The sequence below is a fragment of the Paenibacillus sp. DS2015 genome (assembly GCF_050433705.1).
Lineage (GTDB): Bacteria > Bacillota > Bacilli > Paenibacillales > Paenibacillaceae > Paenibacillus_AQ.
On the sequence record NZ_JBNPWS010000021.1, the window covers coordinates 67,262 to 91,928 of the forward strand.

Sequence of the window (24,667 nt, forward strand, 5' to 3'; positions counted from 1 at the left end):
TTATGACTACAAATAAATTAAAGAAAATATCTACCGTTTCCATCTATGGTATTCCTGTATGCAAATGGGGGATGAGTGATACAGTACAGTATTTAACTGATGTGATCATATCCCGAGTTCCCCATCAAGTGATAACAGCTAATCCGATTATGGTGATGGCTGCACTGGATGATCCGTCTTATATGACCATTATGCGGAATGCTGAATTGGTTGTTCCTGATGGTACGGGTGTTGTATGGGCAGCTGCTAAGGTGGGTCAACCCGTGCAAGAGCGGGTCGCTGGTTTCGATCTGTTACATGAAATGTTGCGAGTCGGAGAAAACTATCAATGGAAAGTGTATTTACTCGGATCAACTCCGGAAGTGATTCAGGAAACAGCGAGAAGGTTACAAATTCAATATCCAGGGATTGAGGTTGTAGGGTATCGTGATGGCTACTTCGGTCCTAATGATGATGATACAATAATTCAGGAAATTCGCGTGCTCTCGCCAGACATCCTCTTTGTGGCAAGAGCATCGGATACTCAGGAACCTTGGATTGCCCGTTATAAGGAAAAGCTAGCAGTCCCACTAATGATGGGCGTTGGCGGGAGTTTTGATGTCATATCCGGCAAGACGAAACGAGCGCCTAAGGTATTTCAGAAGTTACGAGCGGAATGGTTATATCGCTTGCTTAGTGAGCCAACAAGGTATCGTAGGATGCTTGCATTGCCGCAATTCGTAGCTAAAGTGCTTCGGGACAAAGATAATGTAACAAAAGTTACGTGAAATGAACGAATTTGGGCGATTTCATTAATAAATTGCTGGAATTAAGGATTGGTGTTTATTTTTCTATCGGAGTATAATTTAGTCCGTTAGAGAAAAATGGAGGTTGATTGATTAAATGTTAATGATGTCTATCATCGGCTTGGTTCTGTCTTTGGGACTTGCGCTCTTGTTAACGCCACAAGTGAAGAAGTTTGCATTCAAAGTTGGTGCCATAGACGTTCCCAATGCACGTAAAGTGCATACGAGAGTCATGCCCCGTCTGGGCGGGTTAGGAATTTATCTGGCGTTCATTATAGCACTCTTTCTAGTATTACCCTTTGTATATCCTGATTTATCTCTCCGTGATACTAATTTCATCAAAGCCTTCGTGGTTGGTGGATCGATGATTGTATTGATTGGTGCATTGGATGACCGATTTGAGCTATCTGCTAAAGTTAAACTTCTGGGACAGATTATGGCTGCGTGTGTGGTTGTTTTCGGTTTTGATATATCGGTTGATTTTGTAAACATTCCTTTCCAAGATAACTTTAAATATTTAGAGAGTTGGATTTCGATTCCGCTCACTATATTCTGGATTGTTGGAGTAACGAATGCCATTAATTTAATTGATGGTTTAGATGGACTTGCAGCAGGTGTATCGGCAATCGCCATTGGAACAATTCTAGTCATGTCCCTTCTTATGGGGAATATGATGATAGCTCTTCTATGTATGGTTTTGTTAGGTGCGATTATCGGATTTTTATTCTTTAACTTCCATCCAGCTAAAATATTTATGGGTGACTCAGGATCCTTGTTCTTAGGCTTCTGTCTAGCCATGTTATCATTGCTTGGATTCAAGCAAGTTGCTATTGTGTCTTTTATGACGCCATTAATTATTATCGGGGTTCCTTTATCAGATACTTTCTTTGCAATCATTCGTCGTTGGGTTCATAAGAAGCCTATATTTGCACCAGATAAGGGTCATTTACATCACTGCTTACGTCAACTCGGATTTAGTCATCGTCAATCCGTATTAATTATTTACAGTATTGCGGCCTTCTTCGGAGTGCTTGCGGTCATTCAATCATCCGCGGCATTCTACGATGCGAACTGGGTTACCTTTGTAGTCATCTGTATTATGATGTTCTTTATGCAGATCGGTGCTGAAGTCATAGGTCTGGTAGGTTTGACCAAGAAGCCACTTCTTAGTCTACTCTCTAGATTGAAATTGAAGCCTCATACGGAGCGCGGACCGAAATAATAAGGAATTCATATATTATACTTGAGTTAAGCCTCATCCCTTAGGGATGAGGCTTTTTTATTGTGAATCGTACACTTTCTACCATAAATATAGGTTGATAGGTTTTTTTATCGAATATTTCTTCAAATTTATATCGATTAGACCGATAAAATAGTTAATTGATTAAAAAAGGAGAGATTCATTTCATGCAACGTACCAAGAAGTCATTCATTTGGATGCTTATATTGACACTAGTCGTAGCTATAGTTCAGCCGGGGGTGACACCCACTGCATCAGCAGCAGATGCAGCGACAAGCTATTTCACACCGGATATTCCAGGGATTCGTAATACGGTTGTTCTGACACCAGAAAAAGGCACAGCAAAGGAACAAATATCAAGAGATAACTTATATCATGTAACAGAATCAGAATTAGTGGTTACAGGAACATTTACCAAAGTAACAGGTTCTTCCCTAGGTGTAAATCTTCAACAATTGAATTGGAACCCACAGACTAGTAAGTGGGATGAAGATCCTACTCATGTCGCTCCAGGTGTCGTGCTGTTGGATGTAGATAGACCAGACAATCGCTTTAATGCGAGAGTAACCTTATATCCTGGTGTTAACAAAATTACATTCACTGGGTCACAAGGATTAAATGATCGTTCTGAGACTTTCTATGTGTTATTCGATCAAGTGCCGTACGTTGAGAAGCTTTTAGTGCTTGGTGGCGCAGATAAGCTTAATTTAAATGAAGGCGCTCAATTAGTCATTGCAAGAGATGAGATCACATTGGAAGGTAAAGCACAGAATGCGACAAAGGTTACGATCGGAGTAAATGGTAAGGCGGCGCTTGCTACATCGCTCTTACAGGACGGGACGTTCTTCACTCCGCAATTAAAGCTTAATCCAGGTCTTAATGACTTGAAATTGGTTGTACAGAATGCTTCGGATACACTCACATTTAATTACTCCATATATTATTATGATGAGAAGAATCCGATAGTAGAGATGTATTTGGTTGATTCTATTGGTAATGCCCAGAGTTTATTGGGAGAAGAGCCTATATTTACTGAAACAACCGATAGTGCTGATCTGTTCGTTAAGTTATTGGTTCCCGACAACGCGGGTATAGCATTCCAAGGCTCTGGTGGTATAGTCATGGATAGCACCTCAGTAACGGCGGTTACGTATTATAAGGGGATGAAGGTAGAGGATACTGGCAAGCTAAAAAAAGATCCAGGGTCTGAAGTGTTCATTCCAGGCATAACTACGAACACGCCAGCATATCGTTTAGTAACCTTCTCTGTCGACAATTTTAATTTTAATAAAGATACGGCAGGACTTGTACTGACAGATCAGAATCATAATCTGTCTATCACTTATGGAACAAAAACAATTAATAAAAAAACTGATTTTCAATATATGCAAGGACAGACAGTCATTAAAGATTTAAAGCTACTGAAGGGATATATTCCGAATCCCTCACCACCGACAACTGCTACAAATATTCCTGGAAGTGTGGCGTTGAACGGGGCTAAGGTTGATTCTAGTGATTTCTATATCTTAGTAAGTACGAATAGCGCTCCCGCTAGTCCAAGTAGTTTAATAGCTAATTACTTACCTTTGGCAACTCAGCCTGTTGGTATTACATTAGTAGAGACCTTGTCTGATACCCAATATATTTATAAAATATCTGGGTTTCAGAATGGTAACCAAACGGTTAGATTTAACTATTCAGGTTCAAATGCTTATAAAGATGCTACGATTTCATTTGCATCTAAGAATTATATATATGTAGCTAATCTTACAGATGGGCAGACATATACCATTGATTCAGGCGGTAGTGACCAAATCATTGTTAAAGGACAGTATGTTGATTTCGACACGCTGGCTAGCGATTATTTTGTTGCTGAAGCATATGTTAATGGATTAAAGGTTAGACCCATTGACAATGCGAGTTGGCTGGATGATAAAGGTAATTTCGTATTACCTCTTCTTGTATCAGCGGCTAATGGCCCATTAGTATATGGTGAGAACAGAATTATATTCACTGGAACAGGTTCAGATGATAAAGGACAAACACGCGAAGTCCGTAAAGAGTTACGTATTTACATTGTGGATCAGAATGTCTCTATGGTTACCAAGTTCCAACCAGCAGTAGGTAAGGATCGTCCCATGTTCCCAGAGAGAAATTTCTCTTCAAATAACGAACAACTTGCTAAAATCTTTAACTTGACACCCGATTTTATTTACAATGATAACAAATATACAACTAGCTTAAAGACGTATGATTTAGTGTTGAGAGGTAGCGGAGCTATTAAAGCTAATCTAAACATGGGTACCAAAAATATTTTATCTGTCGACATACCCGAGACTTCAACCGCAGGGACTGAGGCCGTTACCTTTGCTAATGATAGGTATTCCTATGAATTTGCAGGTAGTCGTAGAGACTTTATTATGAGAATTCAAGATTTCGTCACAGACCAACCGGGCACATATGTCTATACATTAGAATTGATTAATGAAACAGGTGCTAAGACAAGTCAGCGTCTTGAACTTGTTAGAGAAGCGAGTTCATATCGTATAATTTCACCTCAACCTACAGTGGGTGATAAGTATGTAGTGAATAAGAACTTTGTACACTTTGATATTGAAGCTGAAGGAGCAACATCAGTTATTATCGATAAAGAACCAGCGTTGAAACGTACCGATCTAGGAGATAACCGTTTCGTGCTGGATTATGTGGGCCTTAAGCAAGATAAATCTACGAAGATTAAAATTCAAATCGTTCGTGGTGGTGTAACCAATACGGATACCATAGAAGTTTTCTATACAGGCACCGTTGCGGTTGATGCGCAGTATATGGCTCCTAAGGTAGCTAATAAGTACAGTGTGTTTAATAAGGCGGTTCAATTGAATTTTCCTAAGGGAACCGTATTACAGGGGACAGATGTTAGAGGTCTAAATAAATACTATCCAGATACTAAACTACTCTTTGGTATCGCTGAGCCCAATTCGGGCGTCGTAGAACGTCGTAATGATTATGGTAATGTCATTGGCTTCCCAGGAACCGGAGAGAATAGTGGTGCGTCAACATGGAATATACCAGATCAATTCTTATTGAATTTCGGTTCCACAGTTAAAACGAACAATTTCAGTCGTGTATCTGAAGTTTACTGGATCAGTGGTGGACTTGGAGAGCTTGGAGATAAGGGGACAGCAGCATATAAGCCAGCAACGAATGGATTAGCTCCGTACTCTGTCGATGGTTTGTTCGGAGACCCAGAAACACCAGCAGAACGTAAAGTAGTACCCTCTCAACGAGGAACGTTGACGTTATCTTATAATACTAATGTAGTAGATGATGCAGGGTACACGATTACTGTGTTCCGCTATAATGCGAATCGTCAATGGGAGAACATTGCAGGGGTAGTAGATTCTAAGAAACATACCGTAACTGTACCGTTTGATGAGTTTGGTTATTATACTGTGATGAAGATGAGCCGTGGTTATTCAGATGTTACGAATCACCAATGGGCTCGTAATGTGTTGAATGCACTATATTCCAAAGGCTTCATGAATAACATACGCTTTGAACAGTTTGGAGCCGATGATCAGACGACAAGAGGTGAGTTCGCTACATTACTTGTTAAGGGGTTAAGTCTTCCTCTTAAGTATAGTAATAAACAAACTTTCGCAGATCTCGTTCCAGGGGCAAGTTCCATCACTTGGGATTATGCACATATTGAGACAGCGGCTAGAGCAGGAATAGTAACAGGCCTTACGGATGGAATATATGGGCCCGATCGCGCAGTTACTCGTGAACAGGCGGCTGTAATGATCGCTCGTGCACTGAAATTGAAGCTTGCAATCAATGACCAGAAACTTAAAGATTCTGTCGCTAAATCCTTCCTAGACTCCGGTAATATTGATTCCTATGCACTGTCTGCGATTCAAGCAGTGACAAAAGCGGGCATTATGTCTGGATCGGCTGTGACACAAGCAGGACAGAAGAAGCCTTCTTATAATTTCAATCCGAAATCGAATATGACTCGGGCAGAAGCAGCTAAGATCGCAGTTGAACTTCTTAAGAAGAGCACGAAAATTTTCCCTAAAAATTTAAGCTAAATTAAGTAGAACCTAATGTAATCAGTGGTCTAGACGTAATGGAGGACAGATTTAGGTCCTCCGTTTTTTATCTACCATTTGTCTGTCTTTGTAATTTCATGGAGTTTAATATACAATAATCATAGAACATAATTTTTTTTGAAGGGTGAAGGCTATCTTATGAAATCGATATATTCTAAGGCTCAAATGGATTATATGAAAGCAAAAACCGTATTTGAGAATAGAGCAAGTGTCATGGAGAAGAAGATTGAAGCAGCACGTAAGACAACGGAGATCTCCCAACAGGTTATGGAAGGTCTAGTTCTTGAAACAGGCTTTCATGATGCGTACAACAACTTGGTATTGGCTGAGAATGCATTAATTGAATGGTCGCACACGACAATTAAGCATGAGAAAACATACCGTGAGAACAAACATCCTATTGAAGATATGTATCAGAACCTGAATGGGAGTCCAGAAATGCGGGCTCAGATTATTCAGTTGGCTATGAAGATTCGTTAAATGCAATAATGAAGGGGACGCCGCGAGGCGTCTTTTTTTATTGTTGAAGTAAGTTTGAATTGGGATATTATAGGTTATATATAATTGAGCTACATTGGAGATTATCCACTGTTCTCGGGTGACTTCATAGAATAAGTGACAAAATTGAAATTATTTTTTTGAAAAAGGTGCAACTTTTAAGAAACATGTGCGTCTAAGTATGTAAGAGTCAATTGATAATGGGAATGTCCCAAGATTGTCCTAAATAAGAAGGTTATCTATTAATTAGAAAATTTATCTTTACGGCAACTTGGACTCATTGTATAATACTCTAAGTAGGATAGGACACTACTCTATTTTTGTGCGATTCTGTTTACCAGTTTCTGTGACATCATCACAGACATCATTTATATTTAAATGCTCAACTCTAGAAAGGGGGTGCAACGACAAATGAGTAATACGAGCCCATTCAATGAAAATAATAAAAATAATAATGTAATGTTCCCCCGAGGAGGAGAAAAAAAGGTTATGAAGAAAATTTTATCAGTAGCTTTATCTACAGCAATGGCATTCTCAATGTTTGCTTCTGTAGCGTTCGCTGACACTGCGGTAACACCAGAATCTAAATTCAACGCACTAAAAGACAAAGGTATTTTCAATGGTTACCCAGATGGTAAAGCACACCTTGAGAAAGAGATGACTCGCGCTGAGTTCGCTAAAGTGATCACTAAAGTTATGGGATTGAAAGAAATCTCAGGTGTTCTTTCTTACAATGATAAGAATTACACTGCTAAGAACTGGGCTGTTACTTATATCGAAGCAGTTAGTGCTGCAGGTCTCATGGAAGGTAAGAACGTAACTAAGAAAATCTTTGACTTCAATGGTAATGTAACAGTTGAAGAATTGGCTGCTGTTCTAGTTCGTGCTTTGGAACTTGAAGTACCAACAACTATAGACAACACTGCTTCCGTTTGGGCTAAGGGTTATGTTCAAGCGGCAATCAACGCTGGTCTAGTTTCTCAATCTTCTAACTTCCAAAAGAATGCAACTCGTACATTGCTAGTAGAAGCAGCTTATGCTGTTGATGAACTTAGAAGTATTCCTACTGTAGCTTCTTATGTAGTATCTGAAGGTGGTAAAGTAGTAGATTTTACTCTTTCCAACAAAGAAGTTGTTAAAGTAACTTTGGAAAAAGCTCTTGAAGCTAACAAAGAAACTGAAATAACTTTCAAAACTGCAGATGGTAAAGAAATCACTACTAAAGTTACTTATGTAGTTGAAAGTGCAACTAAAGTTGTTTCTGCAAGTTCTGTTAACCTTAAAGAAGTAGACGTTGCTTTTGATGGTAAACTTAATGCTGCTACTGCAACTGACAAGAACAACTACTCCATTGATGCAGGTGCAAAAGGAATTAAGTCAATTACTCTTAATGCAGATACTAAGTCAGTTCGTATCTTGTTGAACGAGTCCAGCAAATTTGTACAAGGAACATCTTACAAAGTTGTTGTTAAAAATGTGAAATCTTCTACTGGTACTGTATTGCCACAAGGTGAAGTTTCCTTTACTTCTTCTGACAATGTTTTACCTACAGTAAGTGAAGTGAAAGCTCTCGGAACTAAAGTTATCAAAGTAACTTTCTCCGAGCCGATTGTAGCTCCAACAAGCAGCAACTTCCAATTGGATGACAAAGCTTTTGTTGGTTCTGTAACTCAAGGTGCTAACCAAAGAGAAGTAATCCTTCGTGATTACACAGGTTCGATCTCTGTGGGCACTCACAAATTGACAACTTCCTTAGTTGAAGATTATGCTGGTTTGAAATCTTTGTCAGCAACAACTGAATTTAATGTAGCTGTTGATTCTGAAGGTCCTAAAGTGACTGATATCTCTGCTACTCTAGAGAAAGTTACTGTTACTTTCGATGAAGAAATCGATCCAGCTTCTGTAACTAACGATAGCTTCTACTGGAAAAATGGTACATCTAACAAAACTGGTAAAGTAACGCAAGTTGCTTCCAATGTATATGAAGTTGAATTTAATTCAGATAACCGTCTGCCAGGATATGAGGCTACTTTGTTCGTAGAAGTGAAAGACTACTCCGGTAACGCTAACGCTGTGAAAGAACACAAAATCAACGCTTCTGTTGACTTGGTTCGTCCACAAGTAGTTGAAACTACATTTGGTGACAGAACTAACACATTGACAGTCCGCTTTGACAAAGCTGTAACTGCAGCTGACAAAAAATACTTTACTGTGAAAAAAGGTAGCGATGTAATCCCTGTAAGCAGTGTAGTAGCAGCTGATTCTTCCAACAAAATCTTCTATGTTAATTTCTTTAGTACACTTGCTAGTGGCACTTATAACGTGAAGGTTGCTGATGTTCAAGATACTACTGCGTTGAGAAACACATTGGTAGAATACAATGGTACATTCGTAGCTAATGATACTGCGAACCCATCCATCTCTTCTACTGATTACAATGAATCTACTCGCAAAGTTACTTTGAACTTTGGTCGTGAAATGGATCTTGCAACTATTAATGTAAAAGGTAACTACTACATTAACTTCCAAAAAGATGGAGCTAACGCTCAAAACATCGCTCTTCCTAGTGAAGTTAGCGTGAATGCAGTTAACGGTAGTAAATCCGTAGTGCTTCAGTTCCCAGAATACATCGAAGGAACTAAAGTTACTTTCGGACCGAACGGATCTGTTAAAGGTGTAGTAGCAACTGGTTTGAAATCCAAAACAGGTCAAGTAGTATCTTTGGATTCTTCTAGCCTTAAAGATGCTGCTGCTAACCAATTGAAATGGACTAATGCTGTACAAAAAGATGCTAAGACTTTTGAATTAACGTTCAACCAAGTAATCGCATCTGCAAGTATTGGCGACTTCCAAATCAATGGTGCTTACCCTGCTTCTGTAAGTATTGACGAAAACAAAGTAACATTGAAGGCTTCTGATGAAACTACTGGTGGCACCATCAATTTGTTCGCTAACAACTCGATCGAGACATATTCTAACAATAAATTGAACTTGTCTTCGAATGCTAGCATGCCAGTTAATAACACAGTAGCACCTCGCGTTACTAAAGTTGAAGATATTAGAAGTGCTGTTGACAATTCTTTCATCATCACTTTCTCTACAAGTGTTACAGAGGGAGTATATGGTCAACTTGAGAACGACTTTATTGTTAGAAACACTGGTGTAACTAACTCTCCAAAAATTGCTACAAGTGGTTATACTGCTGAAGTAACTAGTGATACAAAACAAGTTAAAATTACAATTATAGATCCTGATGCACTAAACAAACCAATTTCTGTTCAAGTTCGTAAAGATGCTGAGTACTTAGTATCTGCAACAGATAACAAAGTTGTCGCTGTTGAATCTGGCGTGTATAATGTTGCCGCTCCATCTTCAGCTTCAACTAACGTAAGTGTTACTTCTACAGAAGTAACTAATAAAGTTGATGGTGTGAAAGCTTCTGCTATAGGCGATCAAATTACTTTGACTGCTACAGAAACTGGGATTAACACTGGTAAAATTACAATTGTAACTGCTCCGGTTGCTGGTGTAGTTCCTGCTGCTGGTGAAGTAGCTTCTGGAAGCATTGCTTACAACGCTACTACAAAAACCTATACTGTAGCTGCTGATGTTACTGTTAAAGTTTTGCTTGCTAATATCAATGCTACTCAAGCAGCTGATTATACAGCTAAAGCAATTGTTGATGAGGCTCTTGCTGTAACTGCTGATGATCTGACTTTTGCTGGTGGAGTAGCTTATAAAGCTGGTACATTAACAGTTAAACTGAGCAAAGCTGTAGCTTCAATCAAAGATGATAAAGTTACAATTGATTCCAAAACTTATACTGGTGATAAAGTAGCATTGAACGGTTCTAAAAACGCAATTATTGTTACCTTAGGTGATGATGCTGTTGCTGGCGGACAATTTAAAGCTACTGTAGTGGATGGAACTAAAGAAGTTCCGGTTTCAGTAACTATCGCTTCTAAATAGTTCGGGATTAATTAGAAAGACCAGAGAACTATGTTCTCTGGTTTTTTCTTTTTTATTTGTCCATTTCTAATGTACTTGCGGATGCTAGATTGAGTACTAATTGAGTGGAAATGTCTTAATGAACAACAGGATAATGACGTGGACAAGTACTATTATCTGGATTATTTCTCTACCCTTATTATTCCCAGAAGTAACAATGTTTTATACGTCTAATTACATCAATATTGCAAATAATACTCTTGCAAGAACATCATGCAGGAGGTGTAAGTATAATGGCTAGAAATAATCGGACAGTCGTACCGGAAAGTCGTCAGTTGATCAATCAGATGAAGTATGAGATTGCTGCTGAATTTGGATTAAATGTAGGTGGATATGGTGGGATTGGTGGACTGGATACTGAATTTGGTTCTGAACTTGGACACATAGGTGGAGTATCCAACAGAGGTAACTATAATGGAGGTCATTTGACTTCAAGGGAAAATGGGTCCGTTGGCGGTGAGATTACGAAGCGCTTGATCCAACAAGCAGAGCAAACGCTGTTATAGGAACATAATATATATGATTGAAGTAATTGACTTTATACTATGGAATATGCCAGTGCCGTGATTGACACAGAAAGACAATTACGTTAATATTGCCATTGAGGATTGTACAAGCAACCTTTTCCAATCGGAGAAGGTTCATTTTTTTGCTTACTACTCAGAGAAATGTATAGTGTCCTTATTAGGAAAGCTAAGGAGGTTTTAACATTATGTCTGTCAAAGGACGTCATTTATTTACATCTGAGTCCGTTACCGAAGGACACCCAGATAAAATTTGCGATCAGATCTCTGATGCAGTGTTGGATGCATTCCTAGAGAATGACCCCAATGCACGTGTTGCGTGTGAAGTAGCTGTAGCTACTGGTCTTGTACTTGTTATTGGAGAAATAAGCACTAATTCCGATTATGTAGATATTCCGGCTATTGTTAGAAATACAATTAAGGAAATTGGTTACACTCGTGCCAAATATGGTTTCGACTATAATACATGTGCGGTTCTGACTTCATTAAATGAGCAATCAGCTGATATAGCACAAGGAGTTAATGCTGCCATTGAGAATCGTGACCTTAACCAAATGGATAAGGAAACCGAAAGTATTGGTGCAGGAGATCAAGGATTAATGTTTGGGTTCGCAACGAATGAAACTCCAGAATTAATGCCACTCCCTATTGCTTTGTCACATCGCATTGCACGTCGACTAGCTGAGGTTCGGAAGAACGGTACGCTGAATTATTTGCGTCCAGATGGTAAGACACAAGTGACCATTGAATATTTAGATGATAAGCCTGTGCGTGTAGATACAGTTGTTGTTTCTACTCAGCATGCTGAAGATACTACGCTTGAACAAATTCAAGCTGACATTAAAGAACATGTTATTTTGCCGGTTATTCCTGCTGAATTGCTTGATGCTGACACGAAATATTACATTAATCCTACTGGGCGTTTCGTAATTGGTGGACCCCAAGGAGATGCAGGCCTTACAGGACGTAAGATCATCGTAGATACATACGGTGGTTATGCCCGTCATGGCGGGGGAGCATTCTCTGGTAAGGATCCAACAAAGGTTGACCGTTCTGCAGCTTATGCTGCTCGTTATGTGGCTAAGAATCTAGTAGCTGCGGGTCTTGCTGACAAAGTAGAAATCCAGCTAGCTTACGCTATCGGAGTTGCTACACCTGTATCGATTAATGTAGATACGTATGGTACAGGAAAAGTAAGCGAGGAGAAGTTAGTAGAATTAGTTCATAATAACTTCGACCTTCGTCCTGCTGGTATTATCCGTATGCTTGATCTACGTCGTCCTATTTACAAGCAGACGGCTGCTTATGGACATTTCGGTCGTACAGATCTAGATGTACCTTGGGAACAAGTAGATAAGGCAAGTTTATTGAGAGAACAGGCTGGTCTATAATCAGAGTACATTCATAATATTTAGTTAGGCACGTGCGAATGGGCACGTGCCTTTTTTGTTGCTCAAGTGTCATATATTGCATTTCTAGCATTATAAGTTTGTTGTTCTTCCTTCGAATAATTGTTGTTAATTCTAATAGGTTAGATGATCTTAGCCTGATATGAATGAAGCTAATAAACATATGTTCTACTAAACTATAGAGGTCTTTTTGCCGAAATAAGGAATAGGACTCTTTTTACAGATATATGCTGTTTGTATACATAACGTTGGTTGTTTTAATAAGAGATGATGACATGAAGTAGAAGATAATGTGGAAAGTAGATTGAAGGGAGAATTATATTTATATGAAGAAGAAGATATCATTCTTAATGGCCGCAGTGCTAGCGGTTGAAATTGTATTAGGTGCTGGATCGGGACTTGGGATGGGGGCAGGTATAGGAAACAATACAGCTTATGCAGCCTCCACAGTTATGATTACAAATGTATCACCTATAAATGCCTCAAATAACGTGGATCCTATGTTAGCGAATCTCCAGCTAGAACTCAATGGTGCAGTGGAGAAGAATACAACAGCTACTGCACCCACAGATTCAATTGTAGTTAAAGGAACTTCACTTGTTAATTCAGCCCCAACTAGTACGACCATTCTACCAGCGAATGTTGTGACATCTACAGTGAATAACAGCACGGCTGTCAATATCACCTTACCTGTGAATATACTAACCTATAATACGCAATATGAGGTTACCATTCCGGCAGGATATTTTATTGATCTGAGTAACAGTGATACCTCTGAGGTCACTAAGTGGTCATTTACAACGTCGACTCAGGAGAGTGGCGTTACAGCTACCTTCTCTCTTAATGGACAGACGATTGATCTAGCAGATAAGACGTCGCTTGATTTCAAGTTGAAATTCAGTGCTCCAGTAGTGAAGGGTACAGGTAAGATTAAGTTGATCAGAAAGTCTGATAATGTCGTTAAGAAAGAGATAGATGTCTCTAGTAACTTGGTTCAATTCATAGCTAGTAACCCGGTGAATAATACAGAAGCTACCATGACGATTGATAATTTAGATGATATGAAGTTAGAGGCAGGAACTTCGTATGATTTACTATTAGACTTGGGTGCTTTTAAAGATTCGGATGGTAAATTGATAGCTAGTAAGACTTGGTCATTCTCTACCAAAAGTGCGGCCATCGTCATTAAATCACTTCAACCTGTAAAAGGGGCAACGGCAGTTCTTATTGGTGCTCCTGTGCAAATAACGTTTGATCGTATCGTAACTATGGGTAGCGGATCCATTATTGTTTCTCCTGGAGCCACGAGTGATAGTAGAGCTATTAAGATTCCTGTTACCTCAACAAACATCACTACCGTATCTGGAGTGAGTGTGGTTACGATCCCCTTATCCAGTCTGCTATTATATGGTACCACTTACAATGTGACGGTCCCAGTAGGCGCATACAAGGATGTATACGCAAATTCCTCACCGGCGGTAGGTGGAAGTGAATGGACCTTTACAACCGTTGCTGCTCCTGCCACTCCAGGCTCTATAAGTATTTACAGTATGTCACCATCGCATGGGAGTACGTATGTTAGCTTGAACTCCGAAGTCATTGTGACATTTAGTCATAATGTCGCGTTTAAGAATGGAATTTATAACAACAAGATTACTTTGAAAAAAGCAAACGGAACCATTGTCGCGATTAGTACACCTACGATCAGTGGTTCTCAAGTTAGATTCAAGCCGACAACGTCGCTAGAATCGGACACTAGCTATTATGTAGAGATGGGTTCAGATACATTAGTAGGCTATAGCAATCCTAATATAGCCTTTGGTGGAATTAGTGGAAGTAATGTGTGGAATTTCAGGACCCTTGTCGTAGATAAGACAGCCCCTGTTCTGCAGAGTGCTCAGATGTATAATAATACAACGATTCGTCTCGCTTATAATAAGACACTAGATGGATCAGCTTATTTATACAATGCGAATTTCACGGTTACAGTGAATAATGAGAGTCGCCGAGTAAGCTATGCTTATACTAATGGTGAAAGTGTCTATGTTGTGTTAGAGGTTGGTGTTGCTGTAGGGCAGAAGGTCTTCATCTCTTACAATGGAAGCCTCGGTAATTCAATTCAAGATACCTCTCTGAATAAGGCTGCAACGTTCTCTTTGAAGGAAGTTGCTAATGGGATTGATACAGCTTTGCCTAAGCCAAGAGAAGGAACGATCTATGGGAATAGCTTGTCTCTGACGTTTAATGAAAGTCTGAAGTCACCCTCGAGCAATGCTTATGATCAGTTTGTCGTAACCGCAGATGGTAGTTCTATGGGCATTAGAAGCATGACCCAGAGTGGATCTATGTTATATTTCACCTTAGACAGTTCCGTTAGTAATGGGGAAGTGGTTAAGGTGTCCTATGCTCCGAGTTCATATCCAATCCAAGACTACCGTGGGCAGGATATTGCTGAATTTAAGGATTTCTATATCCGTAATTCCTATGACACCAAGGCTCCTGTCTTTATGGAAGCAGAAGTCTCTGGCAACAAAGTGAAGATTAAATATAATGAAGTTCTGAAGAGCAGCAATATGCCAGCTAAGAACCAGTTATCTGTGCTCGCTAACAACTCACCGATCTTCGTAACAGGGATGGAGATTATAGAGGATCAAGTGGTTCTGACATTAGCATCTTCGATCACCCAAGATCAGACGGTTACCCTCTCTTATGTGCCGGGTTATGGTACGAATAGATTTACAGATCTTAATGGGAATGCAGCAGGATATATTAATTTGGTACCTGTAACCCTAGCAGCAACTACATCGGTTTCTTCGATTAAGTCAGCTACGATCACGGGAAATACACTTAAACTTCAATTCACCACAAGCATGACAACCACGTTAGGAAACATTGCTCTGAATTCGTTATTCACGGTGAGTGTAGATGGTGTGAACCGTACGATTCAATCTACAAGTCTGAGTGGTGATACACTGACTCTTCAACTATCTGCTGGGGTAAGTGCTGGGAACAAGGTTCAAGTCAACTTCAATGCAGGGGTAACCCCAATAAAGGACAGTTCAGGAAATGTCATTCTTTCATTTAGTAAGCTTGATGTTGAGAATAAGCAGACCCAGAATGGTAATACGAGTACAACTATACCTATCGATCTAGCACTACTGAGCTCTAGTGAATTTGGTAGAGCCATGTATACATTAAGCTCTAATGCGGCGACTTGGACGAATGGTACATCAAGGTACAATCAGTCCATTAAGAGATATACGCTGGATCAGAGCAAATTAATAGCAGCTTTTGATTATGTACGGACAGCTAATACCAATAGTCACACAATCGTATTTGAAGTTCCAGCAACAGAGAAGGCGGCTTATGTGAGTATCCCTTTGAATACTTTACAAGAGATATATGCGAAGGATCAAAGTTCTCAGATTGCTGTAAGATTAGATAATAGTATATATAGTTTACCGCTACGAAACATCAATATTGCCGAAATTACTCAAGGTCTGAATATAGTACCATCCAATATTACAATCACAATTCAAATAGAGAAGGTTCCTAGCTATTCAGCTACGACAACGCTCGAAAAGCTGAGACAATCAGGATCAAGTGTTATTATTGAGACTACAGATTTCTATGCGACGGCAGTGAATACTTCATCAAGTCAGTCTGTGCCGTTAAATTCACAAAGTGAGTACCTACTGCGTACGACTAGTGTTGTACAAGGAACAACTTCAACACTTGTGTATTTCGATTCATCGGTTTCCCAAATATCATTCATACCTACAACAATAGCAAGTGGGAATCCGAATACGACTTTAACAGCTAATGCCAAAGGGAATTATATGGTTACAGGTATAACATCTAGTAAGTTCTATGGGGACCTAGACAATCATTGGGCAAAGGATGTCATTGATGAATTAGTCTCCAAGTATGTTATTAGTGGTAGGAATGCAGTTTCATTTGCACCAAACAAGAACATTACGCGTGGCGAATTTGCAGTCTTCATTGCTAATGCTTTAGGTCTTAACGGAGATGCACAAGCAGCAACACGGTTTAAGGATGTCATAACCTCATCAGCAGAAGGTGCCTACATCGGCGCAGCTAGTAAAGCAGGGATCATTAGCGGTTATGCAGATGGCACGTTTAAAGCGGGGAGCTTCATTACAAGAGAACAAATGGCTATAATGGTGGTCCGTGCTATGAATTATGCAGGATATAAGAGCACACTGTCTGAGACACCTTCGCAAACATTGAATGGTTTTAAGGACCGTGCCAAGATTCAATCACCAGAGTCGGTTGCTAAGGTTGTTCAAGAAGGGATATTACAAGGGGTCACAGCGACCTCATTCCAGCCTAAGGGAAATGCGACTCGCGCTCAAGCGGCTGTGATGTTGAAGAGATTACTAGTTACGATAGGCTACCTTTAATATTTTAGTATCGAACAATTATATGTAATGCCATCAGTTGTCATTAACTACTTGAGACCCTATTTCCTAATGAACGAGGAAATAGGGTTTTTTTGTCGTATATTCAACCTTTTTAAAACTAAATCTATCAATTTCGTAACTTTTTCTCTTAAAAACAGTCTATTAGATGTAGTCTTTATTCATAGACAATCGTTTTGTGCAGTTTATATAACTTCGCTAATTAAGATGGGAGAGTAACATTTCATGAAAAGTAACATCGAATACAGTCAGAACAATGGGGTTAGATCGACAGGTAAAAAGTGGCTTGTGATTACGATAGCAGGCTTATTATGGATCGGTCCAGTACTAGGTAGCGGTATACCACTAAACGGTGTAGCTACAGGATCTGTAGCTAGCGCTGCCTCTGCGACGGTTAAGAAGCTGGGAGAAGAAATTATTACCTCGGGTGCTATACTTATGAAGTATCAGTTCACAACGACACGTTCTGGATCGACAGCTAAGGCGTTAGCGGATGTGATTAGAGTTGATCTCGACAACCCTAATGTGAAGCTTGATGTTATGAATGGTAAGGATGGTAAATTCACAACCAAACAAAGCACAGGAGCTATGGCTAAGGAGAATGGAGCTGTGGCTGCTGTGAATGGTGATTATTTCATAACAAGTGGAGAAGGAGCGCAAGGAGCTCCTCTGGGCGGGCAAGTAACAGATGGTGTTCTCATGTCTACTCCTGCCGATTTGAAAGGTATGTATTCCTTTGCAGTTACGACAGCGGGGGAACCACTCATTGACGAGCTAGCTTATGAAGGATCGGTTACGGCTCAAGATGGTGCGTCGTTCGCTTTATCTGGTATTAATAAAACAATCTATTATCCTGAAGGTACAGGTTCAGCCTATAGTCATGTTAATGCCATGTATATGTATACTAGCGCTTGGGCATCGAAAGACCGTCCGAAGGACAGTCTTTCTACACCTACGGAAATTCTGGTGCAGAATGGTATTATTACTCAAATATCCAATAAAGCAGGATTGTCCATCTCTGTTCCAGAAGATGGATTTATTCTGCGGACTCATGGTACAGCGGCTACTTTTGCGAATGCTCATTTCGCAGTAGGGCAGACATTGGATGTTCATTCGATGCTTCGCTCGGAGACTACAGGGAAACAAATGGATCCGACCACTATACAGACGATGATCGGTGGGCATACACTTCTAGTCAATAATGGTAAGGCATCTGCCTTTACACGTGATATCAGTACAATTGCTGGAGTTCGTGCACGTACGGCTCTAGGTTACTCGAAGGATGGGCGTTACGCATACATCATAGCAGCTGAAAAGAATGGAAACAGCTCGGGTATGTCCTTAGCTGAGCTTCAGACGTTCATGGTGAATGTTGGGGTATGGAAGGGAATGAATCTCGATGGCGGTGGCTCTACGACGATGGTGGATCGTCCCTTGGCCGAATCTAATGCGGTACTAAGCTTTGATACGGAATACGGCACAACACAACGTAGTATTGTGAATGCACTGGGTGTATTTAGTACAGCGAAACAGGGAGAGTTGAAAGGGTTCAAGATCAGTGGAGGTACTTCATTATTAATAGGACAGGAAGTATCCTATTCACTCAAGGGATATGATACGTATTATAACCCGATAGATGTGTCTCAAAGTAATCTAAGTTGGACATCTAGTAATAGTAATGTGAAAGTTAGTGGGCAGAAGATTATTGGCGTTAAACCAGGTACAGCTACCATTACTGCCAAGAGCGGTCAAGCGAATACTAGCCTGAAAGTGAACGTATTAGGCGCAAGCGAAATTTCGAGACTGACAATAGCGAATTCGAGTGCGTTGCTGAAAGCGGGCACTACCGTATCTATTCCTGTCACGGCTACAACGAGAGATGGACAGAGTAAGCAGATTGCGGCGAGCGCTCTGAAGTGGGAGTTTATTGGCTTTAAAGGGAAAGTCATAGGTGACCAACTGACCGTATCTTCTGTGGATGCTACAACTAAAGTGGGATATGCTATTGGGCGATATGACGGGTTTAGTACAGTCGTTGTTCTCTCAGGAACGGCTACAGAGAGCATTTGGGAGAATTTCGAGAATGTGAGTTATCCGATTAAATTCACAAGTAACGCAGCACAAGTTACTGGATCTGCATCGATTACTCAAGGTAGCGGCGATCATGCAAGCTCGAAGGTGATGCAGCTTCAATATGATATGACTAAAGGTAGTGGCAAGATGTATGCCTATAGTGAATTGAATGGTACAACAGGTAAGACCGTACCCGCTACTGCGACATCCATGTCTTTGGATGTGGAGGGAGATAATAGTCTAAACTGGCTTCGGACAGAACTGATAGATAGTGATGGGAAGACGGTATATGTTGATCTTGCAAAAACAATCAATTGGAGTGGTTGGAAGACGCTTAACGTTGATTTAAGTGGAAGCAATATTAAATTTCCAGCGAAATTAAAGAGACTATACGTAGTTAATGTAGAAGAAGGACAAGACGAACGAGAGTTAACAGGTAAAGTTTCTTTTGACAACATTAAATTTACGATGCCATCTTTATCTAGTGATGCTAATCTACCACAAGCAAAAGCGACGATGAATATAGGCCTCAAGTCAATGACGGTGAATGGTCAGAAAAAAGCAATAGATGTGGCTCCGATTGTGGCAAATAATACGACGTATGTTCCCATTCGATTTGTTATGGATGCTTTTGGAGGTACAGCAAGTTGGGATGCTACCAATCAAAGAATAACGGTTATACGAGGAAGCAAAGTGCTCGATCTTACGGTGGGTAAGAAGGAGTATATTCTTAACGGGAAGTTGAATAGTTCTCAAGTAGCACCTTTTGTTAAGCAAAGCAGGACTTTAATTCCACTTCGATTAGTGTCCGAGCAACTAGGCCTGAATGTGAAATGGGAACAAAGTACGAAGACCGTAACTATTGAATCATGATATGTTATGATAAGAATTGTAATGGATACGGCAAGGTTAGATATGGAGTAGAAATGGAGTAGATAAGTGGACTTTCAAGCTGAGGCATTAGATAAAGTAATCAAGAATGCTATCGAAGTGGTAGAGAGTAGTAAATATCAAATATTTGAGATCCTAGAGAGTGCTAGGGATGAATTACTTTCTCTGAAACAAGAACTTCAATTCGTGATGAAGGAAACTGAGACAACGCTTAATCGTGTTGATCAACTTGAAATAAACTATCGCCGATCAAGGATTCGGTTGACAGAAGTCAGCCGGGACTTTGTGAGGTATAAAGAAGAGGATATTAAGCAGGCCTATGAGAAGGCAACCCAGTTACAGCTTGATCTGATGATTTATCGTGAGAAAGAGATGTATCTTAAGGCAAGGCGAGACGAATTACAGAAGAGGTCTCGTAGTGTAGAGAATTCTGTAGCCCGTGCCGAAAGTGTCGGATCACAGATGGGTGTGGTCATGGAATATTTAACGGGAGAGATTGGTCAAGTCAACAAGATTATTAAGACGGCCAAGAATCGACAATTTATTGGGTTGAAGATCATCCTGGCTCAAGAAGAAGAACGAAAGCGAATTGCGCGTGAAATACATGATGGTCCTGCACAATTGCTTGCAAATCTAGTTCTTAGGACGGAAATTGTTGAAAGAATGATAGCAAAGCAGGATTTTAATATGGTCCAAGCCGAAATAGTAGATTTAAAGGGACAAGTTCGTGCCAGTCTTGAGGAGATGAGGAAGGTCATATTTAATCTGCGTCCGATGGCACTGGATGATTTAGGACTTATACCTACGCTGCGTAAATTTGTCCATGATTTCGAGGAGCGGACGAGGATTCGTTCATTGTTCGAGACAAGAGGGAAGGAACAACGTTTCTCTTCTGCTATGGAAGCAGCCATCTATCGTCTTGTACAGGAAGCTATAACGAACGCTTTTAAACATGCAGCCCCTACTTATGTATTGGTAGAAATGACATTTCAAGCACAAATGGTCAAAATCGTTATTCAAGATAACGGTTGTGGATTCAAAATCGCACTGATCGAGGAGAAGAGAAATGAGCATTTCGGATTAATAGGTATGCGCGAACGTGTGGAGCTACTAGAGGGCAGGATGGAGATCTCATCCGAACTGGAACAAGGGACTAAAATTGTAATACATATCCCGACGAACGTCGACAAGCGAAAGGAGTAACAGATGGTGAGCATTGATTCTGGGAAAGCAACAATAAAAGTCCTTTTGGCTGATGATCATCAGTTATTTCGTGAAGGTCTTAAGCGGATTTTGAATATGGAAGAGGATATGGAGGTCATCGGCGAGTGTGGAGATGGCATTCAGGTGTTGGAGTTTTGTAATGTAACGAAGCCAGACATTGTTCTTATGGATATAAATATGCCTCTAAAGAATGGTGTGGAGGCAACGGAGAAGCTACGAGGGCTTTTCCCTGATATTAAAGTTATTATATTGTCTATACATGATGATGAGAGTTATGTATTTGAGACGTTACGTAAAGGTGCTAATGGTTACCTTCTGAAAGACATGGAGGCTGAGTCTCTCATTAATGCCATTCGTTCCGTTCATGAAGGGTATGCATTCATACACCCTAAGGTAACGGGTAAATTGATTCAACAACTACGACGCATGACTTATGTGAATGAGGCCGGTGCAATGAGTGAGACTTCGGTTAAAGAAGCCGGTGTTAAATTTGTTGGCGGAGAGAATAATCCGTTAACTCGTCGGGAATCTGAAGTTCTTCGTCTTATGGCTGAAGGAAAGAGTAACAAGATGATTGGCGAGTTCCTCTTCATTAGTGAGAAGACAGTTAAGAACCATGTGAGTAGCATTCTCAGTAAGATGGATGTGGATGATCGCACACAAGCCGTTATAAACGCAATTAAATATGGTTGGGTAACCCTATAGAGTTTGTTCAAAAAGTCATCTATGGACCATGTAGTATCACAATAAGAATATGCAGCATCAAATCTAGGTTTAACCGTTGAAGGTCGTAAATTATGTAGGATCTGCGAGTGCATGTTTACGAAGCGGTTTTATCGAAAACGTGTAAACATGTAACTTCGCTACTCCTTCTTCAATTTAAACTCACCTTCCAGGCGCTGAATAGTTGAATTTTTGAACACGCAGTTATAGGTTGAATATGTGAAGTTAGCCGTTCCCTTTACTTGTGTTGTGGGCGAGAGTCGCTAGCCCTGTCACCGAGCCTCTTCTACCGGCATATATTGTCAGTAAAGAGGGAGGTGAGTTTCTATGGTTATCCAATTAATTTGGATTATTGCCATTTATGGGTTAGCTGTGGCTATCGTCCATGGACTCTACGCGTTGCGTAAGCTGAAGGGAAATTCAGTTCAGGAACATTGTATTCACTATATACTTGTAACTTCCAATCATGAAGGGCAAGTGGAATGGTATGTGCGGGCGCTGCAACTGTACGGATATTTACGGGGCAAGATCATATACATCACTGTAGTCGATGATGCGTCTAGTGATGATACGGTAAGAATCATTCAGAGGCTTGAGGGACTGTCAGGTATTTATTCATCGGTCGTCTCAGGTTCACTAGGGCGTAGAGATGAGATAAGTAGTTACTTATCAACGGAAATTCATGGGGAGATTATTATGGTAGATCTCAGAATTTCCCAGGAGGCTGATCAGATCCCCTATGTTCAGGGATAAATATCGGTATACAATCGCTAACAATTGCATATTTGATAAGGTGTGAAGCACACTCTCAAGTTCGGTATCCCCGAAGAGAGTGTGCTTTTTGCGTTGCGATGACGTGATTTTAGATTTATAGAGGAAGGAAGGAGTGAGACTATGAAAGTTAAGGTGTATGCCATTCGCTACGGAGGAAAGTGGCGAATAAAGATATCACTAGATATAAGGGTAGATCTATTATGGTGGGGGAGTATAGATCCTTCAGAACCTTATAAAATAGTACTCCTGGCTAACGAGTTACCCCTTAGCTGGGCACTCAGAATAGAGAGAGAGTTAACTAATAGACAAGTTGAAGGGAGGGTGAAAGGACAGCAACAAGGGAAAGGGAACATGAATATAACAACGAAGGGACAAGCGAGGGAACAAGATAATACAGAAGGTATGAATCACAGACAAGATTACAGGCAAGGGCTGGGGCTGAGACAAGAGCAGAGACTAAGCGAAACAATGGGAATGGATCAGTGGGGGGTGTTGCAGTGGAGACAATATATGATTCAAGTAATGAAGCATGAATTGGAAGGAGAGTACTTTCATCATTCTCATAAGTACTTAATAAGTACAGATAGGATGTGGATATGGGAATTTCATAAGGGAGCGGGAATGCCATGGGAAGGAGGGCATGTGAGAGATGTAAGGGGTATACGGAATACAAGAGATATAAGAGATTTAAGAGATTTAAGAGATTTAAGAGATTTAAGAGATTTAAGAGATGTAAGAGATGTAAGAGATGTAAGAGATGTAAGAGATGTAAGAGATGTAAGTGATATAAGTGATGTAAGTGATGAAGGAGATGGAAGAGGCGAGAGAGATTTAAGAGACGTGAGAGACGTAACGAATATGGGAGGTATAGGGAATATACGAAATGCAAGGGAGAATGAGGTAGCAAGCAATGCTACGAAGATTAGGATTCTCTGGGAGGGATCTGGAGAGGCTTGTGGAAGTAGGCGAAAAGCTGGAGATCTAGGTAGTCCGTTAGTTATGCAAGGATTGGCTAGAGAAGCAGACGTGCTAGTAGAGGTATTGCGTGGCCGTTCGCTCCTGGTAGGGGAAGTCGATGCATTAATGGAGGAGACTTCGCCAGCTATGGTCTCCACTTGGTTCACGGCTGCGCAGCTGGCCTACCTTCAGGGCCAGCTCGCCTTCGGCGCAGGCGTTGCGCCTGCCACCGAGCCGCCCCGCGGCGCCCCTTGGCGGCGGCGCCGCGAAGCTCCCCGCTGCCGACGTTGCGGCAGCGAAGCTCTGGGCCGCACGGCATGCGCCTCGTGCGGCTGCGCGGCTTGCGCCTACTGCGAGGCCTGCCTCGCGCTGGGGCGCAGCCGCGCTTGTACGCTGCTGCTTCGCGCAGCAGCGGGTCCGGCCGTGCGTGGCGCGGCCGGGGGTTACCCCACCGAGGCCATGGGCCGGTGGGGGCTGAGCGCAGCGCAGGCGGATGCAGCCAGCGCCGCGCTGCAGTTCTTGGCGCAGCCGCCGCAGGCGGGCGTAGCTGGGGTGAGCCACGCCATGGCCAGTGGCCGGTGGGGGGCCAGCGAAGCGCAGAGCGCAGCCAAGGGGCCCGCCCGCTTCCTCCTCTGGGCGGTCACGGGAGCGGGGAAGACCGAGATGATATTCCCGCTGCTAGACTCCATCCTTCAGATGGGAGGTCGTGTGCTAGTAGCCACTCCGCGTAGGGATGTCGTGCTAGAATTAGCGCCACGTCTCGCTAAGGCCTTTCCAGGTGAATCCGTGGTCACCCTATATGGAGGGAGTACAGAGCGCTGGCGACCGGGTTCATTGACATTAGCGACTACGCACCAATTAATGCGTTTCTACCAGGCGTTTGATCTCGTTGTCATCGATGAGCTGGATGCCTTACCATACATATCAATTAACACACGATATTAATTGAAAGTGATCTTTTCGATAGATGCCGGTATGAATTTACCCTTACGAGCTTGAGCTTTTTC

Annotated in this window: 12 protein-coding genes and 1 pseudogene; all 13 read left to right on the forward strand. The window is 41.1% G+C overall.

Annotation, left to right across the window (positions count from 1 at the left end):
* Positions 1-2 precede the first annotated feature (2 nt).
* Entirely contained in the window at positions 3-767 is a 765-nt protein-coding gene (locus J2T13_RS17530) for a WecB/TagA/CpsF family glycosyltransferase (protein ID WP_429373557.1), read from the forward strand.
* Between the two features lie 115 nt (positions 768-882).
* The gene (locus J2T13_RS17535; protein WP_429373558.1) at positions 883-2,007 is read left to right on the forward strand and encodes an MraY family glycosyltransferase; all 1,125 of its coding nucleotides are present in this window, start codon (positions 883-885) and stop codon (positions 2,005-2,007) included.
* A gap of 185 nt (positions 2,008-2,192) precedes the next feature.
* Positions 2,193-6,116 (forward strand): S-layer homology domain-containing protein, encoded by a 3,924-nt coding sequence (locus J2T13_RS17540; RefSeq protein ID WP_429373560.1) that lies wholly within the window; start codon positions 2,193-2,195, stop codon positions 6,114-6,116.
* A 159-nt stretch (positions 6,117-6,275) separates the two neighbouring features.
* Positions 6,276-6,617, forward strand: coding sequence for a hypothetical protein (locus J2T13_RS17545; RefSeq protein WP_429373562.1), 342 nt, complete (start codon positions 6,276-6,278; stop codon positions 6,615-6,617).
* Positions 6,618-7,046: 429 nt separating this feature from the next.
* Complete coding sequence (locus J2T13_RS17550) at positions 7,047-10,604, forward strand: hypothetical protein (protein ID WP_429373564.1); 3,558 nt, start codon at positions 7,047-7,049, stop codon at positions 10,602-10,604.
* Positions 10,605-10,876: 272 nt separating this feature from the next.
* Complete coding sequence (locus tag J2T13_RS17555) at positions 10,877-11,149, forward strand: small, acid-soluble spore protein, alpha/beta type (protein WP_429373566.1); 273 nt, start codon at positions 10,877-10,879, stop codon at positions 11,147-11,149.
* Positions 11,150-11,355: 206 nt separating this feature from the next.
* Complete coding sequence (gene metK / locus J2T13_RS17560; protein WP_429373568.1) at positions 11,356-12,558, forward strand: methionine adenosyltransferase; 1,203 nt, start codon at positions 11,356-11,358, stop codon at positions 12,556-12,558.
* 344 nt (positions 12,559-12,902) lie between these two features.
* Positions 12,903-17,000, forward strand: a complete 4,098-nt coding sequence (locus tag J2T13_RS17565; RefSeq protein ID WP_429373570.1) for a SwmB domain-containing protein — start codon at positions 12,903-12,905, stop codon at positions 16,998-17,000.
* 243 nt (positions 17,001-17,243) lie between these two features.
* Positions 17,244-19,964 carry a stalk domain-containing protein gene (locus J2T13_RS17570; RefSeq protein WP_429373572.1) on the forward strand — a complete coding sequence of 907 codons (2,721 nt, stop codon included), beginning with the start codon at positions 17,244-17,246 and terminating at the stop codon, positions 19,962-19,964.
* Positions 19,965-20,030: 66 nt separating this feature from the next.
* Entirely contained in the window at positions 20,031-21,185 is a 1,155-nt protein-coding gene (locus J2T13_RS17575) for a sensor histidine kinase (protein WP_429373574.1), read from the forward strand.
* Positions 21,186-21,188: 3 nt separating this feature from the next.
* The gene (locus J2T13_RS17580) at positions 21,189-21,911 is read left to right on the forward strand and encodes a response regulator (RefSeq protein ID WP_429373576.1); all 723 of its coding nucleotides are present in this window, start codon (positions 21,189-21,191) and stop codon (positions 21,909-21,911) included.
* Positions 21,912-22,256: 345 nt separating this feature from the next.
* Positions 22,257-22,682 (forward strand): hypothetical protein, encoded by a 426-nt coding sequence (locus J2T13_RS17585; RefSeq protein WP_429373578.1) that lies wholly within the window; start codon positions 22,257-22,259, stop codon positions 22,680-22,682.
* Between the two features lie 1,014 nt (positions 22,683-23,696).
* Positions 23,697-24,581 (forward strand): annotated as a pseudogene (locus J2T13_RS17590) (DEAD/DEAH box helicase family protein); the annotation flags it as partial.
* Positions 24,582-24,667: the final 86 nt, after the last annotated feature.

Coding starts and splice junctions, on each gene's coding strand:
- J2T13_RS17540 (WP_429373560.1), top strand. CDS start 2,193: ATGCAACGTACCAAGAAGTCATTCATTTGGATGCTTATATTGACACTA.
- J2T13_RS17545 (WP_429373562.1), top strand. CDS start 6,276: ATGAAATCGATATATTCTAAGGCTCAAATGGATTATATGAAAGCAAAA.
- J2T13_RS17535 (WP_429373558.1), top strand. CDS start 883: ATGTTAATGATGTCTATCATCGGCTTGGTTCTGTCTTTGGGACTTGCG.
- J2T13_RS17530 (WP_429373557.1), top strand. CDS start 3: ATGACTACAAATAAATTAAAGAAAATATCTACCGTTTCCATCTATGGT.
- J2T13_RS17570 (WP_429373572.1), top strand. CDS start 17,244: ATGAAAAGTAACATCGAATACAGTCAGAACAATGGGGTTAGATCGACA.
- metK (WP_429373568.1), top strand. CDS start 11,356: ATGTCTGTCAAAGGACGTCATTTATTTACATCTGAGTCCGTTACCGAA.
- J2T13_RS17555 (WP_429373566.1), top strand. CDS start 10,877: ATGGCTAGAAATAATCGGACAGTCGTACCGGAAAGTCGTCAGTTGATC.
- J2T13_RS17550 (WP_429373564.1), top strand. CDS start 7,047: ATGAGTAATACGAGCCCATTCAATGAAAATAATAAAAATAATAATGTA.
- J2T13_RS17580 (WP_429373576.1), top strand. CDS start 21,189: ATGGTGAGCATTGATTCTGGGAAAGCAACAATAAAAGTCCTTTTGGCT.
- J2T13_RS17565 (WP_429373570.1), top strand. CDS start 12,903: ATGAAGAAGAAGATATCATTCTTAATGGCCGCAGTGCTAGCGGTTGAA.
- J2T13_RS17585 (WP_429373578.1), top strand. CDS start 22,257: ATGGTTATCCAATTAATTTGGATTATTGCCATTTATGGGTTAGCTGTG.